Origin of the sequence: Armatimonas sp., from assembly GCF_031410135.1 — a bacterium.
GTDB lineage: Bacteria > Armatimonadota > Armatimonadia > Armatimonadales > Armatimonadaceae > Armatimonas.
On record NZ_JANNYP010000364.1, the window covers coordinates 1 to 13,683 of the forward strand.

Sequence of the window (13,683 nt, forward strand, 5' to 3'; positions counted from 1 at the left end):
GTTGGCGGCGGCGGCGGCAGTGCTGGTAACAGGTCTGCTGGCGCTCCTGCCTTCTGGCTGTGGTGGCAGCGGGGATACCAACCCGACACCAACACCAACACCCGTTGGGGCGACACCGACTCCCACCCCACTACGTACCGCAGCCTTTAAGGTCAAGATCGATTGGGGCGCGCGTAGCCGCGTCGTTGGACTCTCCTCGGCGCTCTCCGCCAGGATTACGCTGGAAAAAGGGGATGCCTCGGGAAATGATATTTCCTGGGTCGTGAATCGTCCTGCCGGCACTGGTGCTGTTCTCCAGAGCTACGATTCACCACGCCCTGCTCGGGTTGGTCAGTCCATTCTTACGATTCGCTTCTATGCTGCAGGTGATGCCGGTGGTGAAGAAATTGGTCGCGCCGAAGCATCCGCTTCCGTGCTGGCAGATGGCTCATTAACGGTAACAATCTCGACCTACACAGGTGTTCAATCCATTACCTTGCTTCCTGGACAGAGCGTTGAGGTAGGAGAGACCAAAGATTTGAAGTTCGCTGCGAAGAATTTTAATGGTCAAGATGTTGCTATCACCAACGAGCTGCGTGGTGGCGCTTTCTTCACTGTTGTGGCTGAGCCGCAGAACCTTGAGGCTGTCAATGGGGGCTCCCAGGTAAGGGGTCTTCATCCGATCCAAGCGACTGTGACTGTGCGTGTGGACACGGCGACCTCTCCTCCTGTTGTGGTTGATGTCACATCGGCTACCAATGTGAATGTTGCTCCGATCTCAGGAGATATTGGCTCTGAGTTCCCACTGCCACTCACCGCTACGGTTCTTGGCGCTCCGACGGCCGAGAGTGATGTTGTTTGGAGTATTCAGGGAGGCCCCAGTGTTCTCAATGGTCAGCTAGTCAGTGTGGCACCGAACACGGTCACCTATGTTGCTCCCAAGCTTACCGGTACAGAGTCGCGCACTGTCAACGTGATTGCAACCAGTAAGTACAACTCCACCAAGACTTTCACCGTGCCGGTTAAAGTCAGTGCGACAACCGTGGTTGAGGTAACTCCTGCGACGACAAATCTCTCCTGGGAACAATCTATCTCACTCAGTGCGGTGGTTAAAAATCTTTCCTCACGAATCCCTGCAACGGGCGACTCTCGTCGTGAAGTGAAGTGGGAGATCGTCAAGGATGGGACGAATCCTGTTGGGGTGCTTGTGGTTGACCCGGCAGATGCCAACCGTATCACCTACACCGCGCCAAAGCGTGAGGCGACGATCACGATTCAGGCAATCAGTAACTACGACTCCACTAAGATTGGTACTTGTACGGTTACTGTGCTCTCAACGGTGGGAGTTACGATTACTCCGAGCCCTGCTCCTACACTGCAATGGGAAGATACGCTCAACCTGACGGCTGCCGTGAGCAATACGCCAAACCAGGCGGTGACTTGGTCGGTGGTTAGCCCGACGGGCTTTGGCTCCGCTATCGCTTCGACCGGGGGGAGTACCGCGCGCTTTACAGCCCCCAAGGTGAATGGGGTGTATGTCGTTCGGGCAACCAGTGTCTACGACACCCGGAAGTTCACGGATCTCTCCATTACTGTGAGCACGACGATCGGTGTGAACGTGACGGCTCCAAGCCCGCTGCCCGATCCGCAAAAGGTCTCGATCAACCGCACCCAGAACTTTGGAGTTGGGCTGACGGGGCTTCCGACCGGACGAGATGGGACGGTTTCCTGGACCATCACAGGGCCCAATGGTGAGGCAAACACCGGAAATATCTACGGAAACATCACTTCTACAGGGGCGACAACGGCAACCTACACCGCACCGGGGACGCCGCCTGCTCCAAGTGGGCTCCTGAGAGTGATTGCAACCAGTAACTACGATACAAGCGCAACGAGAACCATCAATGTTCAGGTGGTTGCCGGTTCGCTAGGGATTGGGATTAACTAAGCCAATGACACGATTCGTTTTTCTGAGAACCGTGCCACGTGCGCTCTGCGCGTCGGCGATTGCACTGAGTCTGGTTGTTCCACTGACCGGCTGTGGCGGTGGTCTGGGACGGCCCTTTGGGGGCGGTGTCAGTGCTATCCCCAGCCGCAAAGTTGGTACGATTGATGTGACGGTCACTTGGCCTGAAGTCACTCGTCTGATTCCTGATGCTTCCAATAGTATCGTGGTCAATATTACAGATAGTCGGGGGCGCAATGCTCCTGGCTTTCCCAGGACTCTGGTGCGTCCTACTAACTTTAGTGGTTCGTCCCCGACAACGACCACGAGTACGACGGCAACCAACCTTGAGGTCGGAGTTCCAGGGACGCCTGAGAACTACACGATTACTGCAAGTGCTTTTCCCAACACAACGGGCGGAGGTGGTGCTGCTCAGGCAACAGGTGGAACTGTTGTTGGATTAGATACGGACAATCCCACGAATAGTGCTGTAAACTTCACTCTTGGGACAACCATTCGTAGTGTCGAGATCAGCATCACTGATGGAAGTACCAGTGGGCAGAACCTAGGGAAAGATCGAACACGTGCCTTCTTGGCAACTGCCAGAGATGCCACAAATGCCGTTGTACTTACCACACCTTCCAAGTGGAAGTGGGATGTTGTTGCTCCAGGGATTGGAAATTTTCAGGGGACGGGCACAACGTTTCAGGGGAATGGGGCCACATACGTTGCCGGTGACCCCGGAAGTGTTGCGCAGAGTGTGACGATCCAGGTCACCGAGACTGAGGCAAGTGCATCGGATTCTGCTAATCCTACCCGCTATACCACAACAACAGCGATCAATATCGTGCCGCTTGGCCTGAGTGACAGTGAGTGGGCTCGTTTCCGTGGGAGTAAGCAGAACCTTGGTGTTGGCACTGCGGGCACGTCCATTGCCTCTAGTGTCTCTCAGCTCTGGAGCGGCCCTCTGTCCGTGGCTCCAAGAAACGTGGTCTTCTCCTCGGTTGTCGTAGACAAGCAGGGCGTACTCTACCTTGGTGGCTACAATGAAGCAACAGGGACAGGCGGTGTGCTCTATGCTATCAATCCTGATGGAACCTTGAAGTGGAGCTATGCAGCCAGAGGACGCATTGAGTCTTCTCCCCTAGTCAGCCGCGATGGAACGATTTACTTTGGTTCCTATGATGATGCCAGCGGTGGCGGATTTTTGTATGGGATTAAGTCTAATACAGCAGGGACTGCGGCGCAGGAAGTCTGGGTAAGGCAAACGGCGGGGCCTGTCTTTGGAAGCCCCGCGCTTGATTCTAATGGCTACTTGTACTACGGAACGGGTGGCACAGATCGCAAGCTCTATAAAGCAGACTCTCTCAATGGTATTCCGGTTGTTGGCTGGCAATTTATGGATGCTGATCCTGCAAAGAGAACCGAAATTCAAACATCGCCTGCTCTGAGTGATGATGAGGCCACGGTTTACTTTGCCAGTGCGGGGGCAACGGACTCGGGTGGAGGACGGATAGGAGCCAAACTCTATGCGGTCAATACCAACACAGCGGCACGGGTCTGGGAGTTTGATACGGTAGATAAGTCGGTGACGATGTCCTCCCCTGTCGTGAGTGGTGGGAAGGTCTTCTTCGGGACGCTAGAGGGGCTCTTCTTTGCCGTCGATCAGGCAACGGGAACTCTTGGCTGGGCAAGCTCATTTGATGCTGAGGCGCAGATATACGCCACCGCTGCCATGTCGCCCGATGGAAGTAAAGTCTACTTTGCCACCTTTGACAATATCTCGGGGATTGATAAAAACCGAGTTGTTGCTCTCAACTCTGCTGATGGTAGCCTGAGTTGGGAAACCCCTTCGTTCACGGCTGGGTTTACCTCATCACCTGCCGTAAGTAAAGATGGGACACGGCTTTACCTGGGATGCTACGATGGTAATGTCTACGGAATTAACACGAGCACTGGAGCAACGGCCTGGACGTTTATGACAGGAACCGCCAGTGAAAACTTTGACTCGTCTCCCTGTATTGGACCGAATGGGAATGTCTATATTGGTAGCTTTAGGGGGAACGTGTATGCGCTCAAATAGGAGAAATGAGATGCTAGGATTGAGGGGAGGCGTTGTCCTCTCGGCTCTGCTCGGAGTGTCGCTTCTTGCCAGTGGGGCACAAGCACAGTTTTTAGAGCTGTCTCGCGAAGCCAATGCACAGAAGACACAGACGGCGGCGCAGCGTCAGCGCGATGCTGCACTGAGTGCACGTGATATTCTCCGTGCGAACCCAGGTCAGCCCGTAGACACGCAGGCGCTTGCAAAAGCCGCTGAGTACCGTACGAAGATGCGACCGGCAGCGATTGGCGGTTCGGGCGGTAACAGACCATCAAATAGTCCCATGCTAATGGGGGTTAATATTGGCTACTCGGGTGCACAGTGGGAGTTTTTTGGGCCATTTAACTTCCAACCTGGCTATGCTTTTAGCCAAGGGCAGACTAGTAGCTTTATCTCTGGTCGTGTGAATAGCATCGCTTTTGACAACCGTAATCAGGGGATTTTCTACATTGCCGCTGCGAGTGGGGGCGTGTGGAGAGCGGATGCAACAACTGGGACAATTATCTGGAAGCCTTTGGGAGACAAGTTCGCCTTTCCTGAGACTTCATCCGTAGCCACTGATCCCACCAATGGTCGCATCCTCTATGTTGGTCTGGGAGATTTCTATGGCCCTGGTAGTGGACAAGGTGAGGGACAGGATACACCACGCTTTTTCGGCAACGGGACAAACGCTCTGGGAATCATGAAGTCGGTCAATAGTGGCACGACGTTTGTTAATATTGGTAGAGCAGAGATGACGGGAACGGCGGTATCGGCGATTGCGATCTCACCGCGCAACCCCCGTATTATTGTTGCCTCGACAGGGCGTGGGACAAATCCAGGTAGCCTCTGGCGCTCCACCGATGGTGGCGCGACTTGGAGGAGGCCGACTCTGAAAACCGGTGGCGATGTTCCGGCAGGCGACTGGAATACCGTTCGCGTTTTCAACCCGTACGGCCGTGACTACCCTACCACGTCCCCCACCACCGATCCCCAGTTCTTCTACGCATCCCGGTTAAATGATGGTGTCTATCGCTCCGATGACTCGGGTGCGACCTGGCGCAAGGTTGCTAATACGCCCTTGGTGTTTAACTCTGGAGCCGTCGGGGGGCGAAAGACTCTTCTGGTGACTCCCTCCGCAACGGATCCCTTTGTGCTTTACATGATGGACTCCACATCTGCTGCTGATGATGGCCGTGTCTGGCGTGGTCAGCCGCAGAGCCGCACGGACATCAATACGAATGGGACGCTCAACTATCTCTGGGAGGAGATTACCGGTAACTATAGTATCTCAAATGGTGCTTTCAATAACTGGAGCCGTTCTGAGTACACCTCCGCGATGGTTGCAGCCCCCACGGCATTCCTCCCGCCGCAGCCTCCTCCTCCTCCTTTTGTTAGAGATACAGCCTACACACTCGACATGCTCTACGGGGGAAATCGGTCTATCACGGCTTCCTTGGGAGCCAGTCGTGCGCTGACACTGAATCTTATGAAGGAGACGAACCTGTGGCGTGACCTTGTTTTCTCGCATGATGCTAGTCTTTCTCCTAGAGATCGCTTCCATGCGTGGCAGCGTGACATTAAGTACGATCCCTTTGATCCACAGAGTGTCTTGGTGGCCAATGATGGTGGTGTTTTTGAGCTTCGCTACGATCCTGATAACATTGCTCCTGGATTTGCAAACACATCCGCAGATCACTGGTTCACCACAACGGATATGAATACCTCGGGTAGCCTGACGGGACTAACCATCCCGCAGCGCCGTGAAGCCTTTGCGATCACCCAGATCAATGGTGCGGACTTTAGTCCCACGAGCAAAGACTATGCGCTGGCCGGAACACAGCACATGGGGCTAGCTCGTCCAGCCACGGCCACGGGCTGGCGGAGCGTCGGGGCCCCCTCGCGGGACTTTAGCAATGGGCCTTTTGCCAACCCACCGCAGACGGTCGGTAACTATACTGGAGATACCGCAATTGCGACAACGGGTGGACGCGAGTACGCCTGGGTTATCTCCGGTGGAACGGGTCAGCGCCTCGTAATGGCATCGGACAACACTTGGACAAATGTTCGAGACATCTCGCCCGATCAGTCGTTCACGGGATTAAATGCAGCAAGGACGGCGACAGAGACTCACTTCCCCTATCCCTATAGTTCTATGGATGGTCAGACACCTCCCACCCCAGTTGATAATGGAACCACGACGCAGCTTGCCTTTGGCGCTCAGCCGAAGTCATCGTTCCCCATTGTGGAAGTAGACACTGTCGGAGGTGCGATTGGTGGCCATAGCGTCATTTACACGGGAACCAATGCGCTATGGCGCTATGATCTGAACGCAGAAACGGGTTTTGATGGAACTTCGACAGCAGCAGGAGTGGGGGGACGCTGGCGGCAGATCGGTACCAATACCTTTGGAGGTGTGATTACCGCAATTGCCACCGCGGTAGGCCCTGAAGGCCCACCTCCGCAAGCAGGGCAACGCATCTATGTTGGTACCTCAACCGGCGAAGTGTGGATGACCAATGACAATGCACGGCAGTTCACCACAAACATGTCCGGTCCTGCAACATCAAATGCGACCTGGCGACAGATCAACACGGCGACGCTTCCCGGACGGCCTGTGACCTCTATCTCCGTAAACCCGAGCCGTCCTGAAGACATTCTATTGACTCTCGGAGGGACGGGCGGGGGACATGTCTACCGCTGTCAGAACACACGCTCTACAACGGTGGTTTACACGGATCAAAGTGGTGTTGTGACCAACCCGGCGGATCCTAACTTCTTCACTCGTCTGCCAGACGGTGTACCCGTGAATGGGCTTGCAAGAGATGTATCCGATCCTGTCAATACGTTCTATATCGCGACAGACATTGGAGTATTTGTAACAACAGATCAGGGAACTACCTGGCAAGATGCAACCACTCCGCTTGGACTGCCGAACGTTCAGTGTGTTGGAATTAAGTTCGTTAGAATTGGAAGTGAGAGTAATCTAAACGTGGCAACGTATGGACGAGGAGTCTGGCGAATCAATACGACAAACGCGCAACAGATCTTTGACACGCCTAACCTGAAGTCTACTTTTACGCTGAACCGAATTGGTAATGAAATCTTTGCTGTGGTGACCATTACCAATGTGCAGAAAAAAGATGCCTTAGGAAATAACATTCCGACAGGGCTTGCGGAGAACGTTCAGATCACATCAAGCTCTATCCTGCGTACATTGGCTGTGGGTACTACGACACCACTACCTGTGACTTTGGGAGCCATTGCCGTTGGGAGCTCACGCTCTCTGACACTGCGCTACCCTGGAAGCGTGGGAGTGTCGGGTGCAGCCGCTGATTTTCGAGTGGCAGGAACCTATGTCACACAGGATCCAAATGGAACCGGCCCTATTGTAAATAATACGGCTTTCCCCAGTGTTCGAACCCGTCTTCCCTAGGAGACAATGCAGAAAGAGCCGCTCGAAAGAGCGGCTCTGTTTTTATCTTGAAAATACAACAAGGAACTCTAATCATGAAGGATTACAGAAAAGTTGGAGCCCAGTGGTCAGTTATGGCATTTGCCATGCTGGCTATACCTGTTTTAGGGCAATCCGCATGGGCGCAGGGATCGCGTCTTCCGGCTCCTATCACAGATACCTCTGGGCTCTCTGCTACGGTGCAACAGCAAATTGCTCTCATCAATCAGGATAAGCTAGCGCGAACACCTGAACAAAAAAAGCTCTCGTCGAGTCTGATCTTCGCTGCGAGAATAGATCAAAATCGGCCCGCCGTGTCGGGAGTACCGTCGCTCCAGGCTCCTAGCCTACAGCGTGATATGGTTGGTCGCGTCTTAGTGGATATCAAGGGAAATATTACCACGGGGCTGGCTCAGACCATTGCAGGAATGGGGGGGACGGTTGTAGGGGCCTATCCCCAGTGGAATGCAATGCGTGCTTGGATTGGAACTGGCTGGCTGGATCAGCTTGCCCTCAGCCCCGATGTGCGTATTATCCGACCCGCAGACAAACCCGTACGGAACGCTGGCTCTGTAGAGAGTGAGGGGGATACGGCACATGGTTCTAAGTTCGTTCGGAATACGTACGGTGCAGGTGGTGGAAATAGCAAGATTGGTGTGATCTCCGACAGTGCCGATTTCCGAGCCGCTTCGATTGCATCGGGCGATCTTCCTAGCACTCTTCAGGTTCTCATAGATGATCCAGGCCAGTCCGGCGAAGGCACCGCAATGATGGAGATCATCCATGATGTTGCTCCTGATGCTGCACTTGCTTTCGCGACAGGGTTTCTGGGCGAGGCGCAAATGGCTCAAGCTGTCTTAGACTTGGCAGCAGCAGGTTGTGACATTATTGTCGATGACCTTGGCTACCTTTTTGAGAGTCCATTTCAAGATGGTGTGATTGCTCAAGCGGTAGAGCAAGTCGTTGCTCAAGGTAAGCTCTACTTCTCCGCGGCTGGAAATCAGCGGGGAGGCGTTTGGGAAGGGGACTTCCGAGACGGCGGTGCCGCAACGGGAGCGCTGGCGGGACTTGGAAGAGTACATCGCTTTCCCAATAATAACCTCTTTAATACAACGAGTGTTCCCAGCCGTATTATTCTGGGGTGGTCTGATCCAACCCTTGCTTCGGCGAATGACTATGACCTCTATATCCTGAACTCGACGGGGACAGCAGTTGTTAGTTCATCGGATAATTTCCAGACTGGGACGCAAGATCCGATAGAATTTGCAGTTGCTCAATCTGGACAGCGTGTTGTCATTGTGAAATTCTCAGGGCAAGATCGTGCCTTGCGGTTGTATGGGCCGGACGGTGCGGTGTTTGCCGCATCCACAACAGGAGAGACTTACGGGCACTCAGGAGCTGCTGGAGGCTTTGGGGTTGCCGCGGTTGATGCGAACCTTGCATTTCCTAGCACCTTTTCGCTGTCACTCGGTGGGCTTGTCACGGAGTCCTTCTCGTCAACCGGGCCACGGCGCATCTTCTACAATGCCAATGGAACGGCCATCACGCCGAATAACTTTCTCTTTGCAACCAATGGTGGCGTGGTACGCAATAAGCCAGACTTTACCGCTGCCGATGGGGTCAAGACGACCTTTCCTGGTTCAAGTGGACTAAATCCCTTCTTTGGAACCTCCGCTGCGGCTCCACATGCGGCAGCACTCATGGCCCAGATGAAGTCACTTGATACTCTGGTTATAACTCCAACATCATTTTCTTCTGTGGATGGGAGTTTGCTATCGCGCAGCGAGCTCATTGGTGCTTTTACAAACACAGCACTGGATATTGAGGCTTTGGGTTGGGATGGCAGAGCGGGTGTTGGGATTTTGTCGGCTGATCGGGCTGCCGATAAGCTGGTCAATTTCGTGAGTAACCTGGTAGTCACTCCGGGTATGGATCAGGTGACGTTCACCTGGAAGACTTCACTGCCTGCCGCCTCGACGGTCTGGGTAGGACTCGATGAAAACGACCCCAATGCTATCACTGTAGATGATCCTTCGTTAACAACGGATCACAGTGTCACGATAACAGGGCTAACTCTTGATCTGACGTACCAGTACCAAGTCGACTCTTCCACTCAGTCGGGAGCGGTCTATAATGCGGTCGTGGGTGAGTTTACAACGATCTTCATTGACAATGTCTCGGTCACGGGTATTGGGGCGAATCAGGTAACGATCTCCTGGCGGACGGCTGTGCCTGCAACCTCCAAGGTCGTTCTCTCTGACGGGCCAAGTGATCCTAACCCGATTGTGGTGACGGACTCCAACTTGGTGATCAATCACTCTGTGACGGTTACTCCCATCCGCGAAGAGACGGACTACGACTACACGCTCTCGTCTGAGACACTGCCCGCTCCCGATGGGTTCCGTGGATCACGGAGTGGCAAATTCAAAACTCTGGAGCTCCAAGAGGTTATCCCCATCACGGCGGTTTTGCTGAGTAGAAGTGCAACAACTTGGCAGCTAGCGGTGACTTTGAAAAACCGAAGCCTCTTCTCTAGTGCGACAAATGTCAAGATTGATAGTGTGATCTTTAGTGCAAACAATACCACCACAGTTCTGCCATTTACAATGCCTAGTATCTCTGCAAACGGTACGGTAACGCAGATCTTTAGGTTTAATAAGCTTAGAACCCTTGGCACGGTGGTAAGGGCTCGTGTTACGGGATCCTACACAACGCCACGCAGAACGAATAAGCGTTTCAGTGGTGAGCTGATAGCGACCATCAGGCCCTAGTTGCTTGAGTAGGGGCGGGGCTGCAATGCAGCCCCGCTTTTTTTTGCCTATGAAAACTTTGATCACAGGTGCTTCTGGGTTTCTTGCCCGTGGCCTCGCTCAACACTTAGATCCAACGAAAACAAAAGTCTTGGGAATTGGCCGTCAAGCGGGGGCGTTTGCAGGGGCATTCACCGCCTTGGACATTACGGACTTTGCAGCTACCCTTGCTCTGTTTGAGCAGGAGAGGCCGGAGGTCGTCTATCATCTGGCGGCACTCTCGGTGCTTCAGGCTGCCAGTGGCCCGGAGGGGGCGCGGGTGATGCTGGAGACCAATGTTGCGGGAACTTGGAATATCTTAGAAGCCAGTCTGCGAGTGGGAGTGCGGGCTGTGGTGGTTGCCTCTTCGGATAAGCAGTATGGAGCGCTTGCCACGCCGCCCTACGATGATACGGACTCAACTGCCTTTCTCAACGGAGGGCTCTACGAGCTCTCCAAAGCGCAGCAGGATCAAGTGGCACGGCTCTACGCGGGGCTCTACGAAACTCCCGCGATTCGGGTGGCACGGCTCGCCAATGTCTATGGGCCGGGCGATACACACTGGAGCCGGATTGTGCCGGGGACGATCCGGCGTACGGTGCAGCAAGAAACACCTCGGATCACTGCTGGCCCGGCAGGGGAGGCACTGCGGGAGTATGTCTTTCTCGACGATGCCTTGGAGGCGCTGGTGGCTCTTGCGAACGATGAACAGAGGCGGGGGAATGTGCCCCTTCGGCGTGAGGATGGCAAGCTGGCGCGGGTTGCGTTCAATATTGGCTCACCACACCGTCACGCTGCGGCAGAGGTTATTCAGACCATCCAGACCGTGCTGCGCGAGGAGTTTGGCGTAACCGGGATGGCTCCCCAAGTTCAGCCTGGTACACCGGGGGTCTTCGAGCCCGGCTCACAGTTCTCAAAGCTCGAACGCTTCCAAGCGCTCCTGCCCAGCTATGCTCCTCGCCCACTAATCGAAGGACTTCGTCTCACGATTCCCTGGTATCTGGCCCAACTGCGATAATCGCTAGCGTGGTATCGTCGAGGGCAAGGCGGCCCGAGTCGCGCAGGGTCTGAACCCAGCGCACGAAATCGGTCTCATTCTGGAGGGCTTGGAGCGAGTGCCAGGGCTGGTGTGCTTGCTCACGCAGGATCCAGGCGGCGAGGGCATCGGTGGCGGCTAGGAGGGTGTCGTCGGGCTGAAGGAGAAAGTGTGCGTGCCGTCTCTCGGGGACGCGGCCTTGCGTGGGCACGAGCGCTGGGTGGCTGGCGAAGTGATCCGCATTGTCGTAGGGAAAGGCTAGGGCTAGGGAGTCAGCACGGATCACGAAGACGCAGCTATCTCCGATGGCCTGTACCTGAAGCTGCATGCCGTCCCACTCTAAGCCCAGAAAGCTCGCGTGCGTCGGTTGGCGGAGCTTATCGGCGAGAAACCATGGGAGAGGATTTTGCCGCACCTCGTCCTGCCAGAGCTGTGCGGCCTGCTCTTGATCGAGTGTGCCCGTTGCCACAAACTGCTCCCCCAGTCGGCGTGCCCAGAGCCCCGAGAAAGCATCGGATGAAGCGCCATCGGTGAGGACAAGGCGCTGCCCCTGCCAGACAAGCGCGTCTTCATTCTGTTGTGGTGTGGCGGGATCTTTGGCGAGCGTGAAAGACTTTATCACCATCACTGCCTCTACCAGAGCCGTCCGGGGCGGGTTCCAATCTCTAATGCCAGCACCAGCAGGCTAGGGTCTGCGTTGAGGACGAACGCGCGGGCTTGTTCGGTGAGGGGCAGGCCGTTCTCCCATGCGACGGTGCGCATGTAGGGAGTCAGATAGCTTGCCTTATCAAAGAGCAGTTTGGCGTAGGGATCGTGCAGAGGCGCGGACTGATCGGGAAAAGAGAGCGGCTGTGCAGCGCGTCGGCTGGAGAGATGCACATTGAACAGGGTGGATCGTCCGTTGCCTGTTCCGGTGTTGGCAAGGGCTTCTAAATAGGGAGCTGGGTCGCCATCGGTTGCCTCGCCATCGGTAATGTGGACGATTACCGGAGGGTGCGACGAGGGGTTTTTGGCAGTCCAGAACGCCAGAATATCATGGGCAAGGTGCAGGGCCGTGCACATGGTCGTGGAGCCATGGGCTTGTGGAGTGATCCAGACGGGAGCCTGGATGGTCTCTGTCGTTCCGTCCCCTAAGCTCACGGGACGCTCCTCTAGCATGAGCACCTGCTCAGCGACCTGGGAGATCGGAACCAGCTCACGACCACGTAGTGCTCCTTGCCAAGCGGAGCCAACCTCAGCCCCATAGCCGATTACCGCAACCTCGAAGTAGTCACGGATGCCATCGGACTTGGAGCAAGAAAGAATCAGATTACGGAGTAGGTTATTGAGTGCCAGTGCCACCGCCTCGGCTTTTGTCACAGGAGCCTCTCCATCACGCTCGCCAAAGGGCTCAGCCATGGACGACGACTGATCTAAGATAAAGCAGAAGCAGGAGGGCGTGTAGCGCGTGATATCGGAGTTTGTATAGCGGCTCATGGCTAGGAATACAACAAGTACGGTGCTCTTTCCTTCTCAAACTGCGCAACGCCTTTTTGGTACTCCTGCCAGAGCGCGGATGCATCCCCACCGCGCATAAAGAGACTCCGCACCTTGTCGGTTCCGCAGGAGAGATCGAACATCCGTGAGGGCTCACCGGGGGAGAAAGGCCTGGCGACTCCCACTGCCTTGAGGGCCGCTAGGAGCGTGAAGTTGGGACGTGTCCACTCTGCATTGGTACTCTGGGGGGCTTTGACACGCACGCCCTGGCAGAGCTCACCGGAGAAGAGTCCTTTGGAGGGGGTGAAGCTTGCGGCCTCGTAGCCGAAGCCTGTGACAGGCATGTGCTGGAGTGCGGCAAGAAGCTTCGTGCTACTCAGCGTGGGGCTGCCAACATAGCCAAAGGGGTCGTCTGTGCCCACCCCGATGGCAATGCAGTCCAGCTCACCGAGAATCCCCGTGGCGGCGTAGAGGCGCGCCGAGCGAAGGGTGGGGATATTGGGCGATGTCGGAATCCAGCGGCGGCTGTCCCAACCTGAGTCGCGGCGGCGCAGGCCGGAGCAGGTAATCACATCGAGCTTGGGCTTGAGGCCACCCGGAAGCCAGCCCTTGCCGCTGATCATGCGCCCCACTTCTCCCAAGGTCATGCCGTGTCGGTAGGCGACGGGGTACTTACTGACAAACGACGAGAACCCGGTCTGCACCGGCCCCCCTTCAACCCGCTGTAGTCCTAGAGGATTGGGGCGATCTAGCACGAGAGTGGGCAGTCCTGCCCGCGCCGCCCCTTCGAGCACGCAGCCCAGTGTGGAGAGATAGGTGTAGCTTCGGCAGCCAATGTCTTGCAAGTCAAAGACCAGCAAGTCAAGGCCCTTGAGCATTGCCGCTGTCGGGACTTTTGTCTTTCCGTAGAGCGAGTAGGCAGGC

Annotated in this window: 7 protein-coding genes and 1 pseudogene; 5 read left to right on the forward strand and 3 right to left on the reverse strand. The window is 55.5% G+C overall.

The features are described 5' to 3' along the window. From RMO15_RS13310 to RMO15_RS13330, 5 genes and pseudogenes are all read left to right on the forward strand, one after another. A pseudogene (locus RMO15_RS13310) lies at nucleotides 1-1,927 on the forward strand (hypothetical protein); the annotation flags it as partial. 4 nt (nucleotides 1,928-1,931) lie between these two features. Next, a complete protein-coding gene (locus RMO15_RS13315; RefSeq protein WP_309713338.1) occupies nucleotides 1,932-4,007 on the forward strand; it encodes a PQQ-binding-like beta-propeller repeat protein in 2,076 nt (691 codons plus the stop codon). Between the two features lie 10 nt (nucleotides 4,008-4,017). Continuing rightward, nucleotides 4,018-7,440, forward strand: a complete 3,423-nt coding sequence (locus RMO15_RS13320; protein WP_309713341.1) for a hypothetical protein — start codon at nucleotides 4,018-4,020, stop codon at nucleotides 7,438-7,440. Between the two features lie 218 nt (nucleotides 7,441-7,658). Then, nucleotides 7,659-10,229: a S8 family serine peptidase gene (locus RMO15_RS13325; RefSeq protein WP_309713344.1), complete on the forward strand. Its 2,571-nt coding sequence runs from the start codon at nucleotides 7,659-7,661 to the stop codon at nucleotides 10,227-10,229. A gap of 49 nt (nucleotides 10,230-10,278) precedes the next feature. Next, entirely contained in the window at nucleotides 10,279-11,265 is a 987-nt protein-coding gene (locus RMO15_RS13330) for an NAD(P)-dependent oxidoreductase (protein WP_309713347.1), read from the forward strand. On the opposite strand, the gene RMO15_RS13335 is transcribed toward RMO15_RS13330, so the two are convergent. The 3 genes from RMO15_RS13335 to RMO15_RS13345 form a co-directional block, all read right to left on the reverse strand. Next, entirely contained in the window at nucleotides 11,231-11,908 is a 678-nt protein-coding gene (locus RMO15_RS13335; RefSeq protein WP_309713349.1) for a hypothetical protein, read from the reverse strand. The genes RMO15_RS13330 and RMO15_RS13335 overlap by 35 nt on opposite strands. A gap of 8 nt (nucleotides 11,909-11,916) precedes the next feature. Further along, nucleotides 11,917-12,759 carry a hypothetical protein gene (locus tag RMO15_RS13340; RefSeq protein WP_309713351.1) on the reverse strand — a complete coding sequence of 281 codons (843 nt, stop codon included), beginning with the start codon at nucleotides 12,757-12,759 and terminating at the stop codon, nucleotides 11,917-11,919. A 2-nt stretch (nucleotides 12,760-12,761) separates the two neighbouring features. Then, the coding region (locus tag RMO15_RS13345) for a DUF1343 domain-containing protein (RefSeq protein WP_309713354.1) at nucleotides 12,762-13,683 on the reverse strand (922 nt) is incomplete at its 5' end.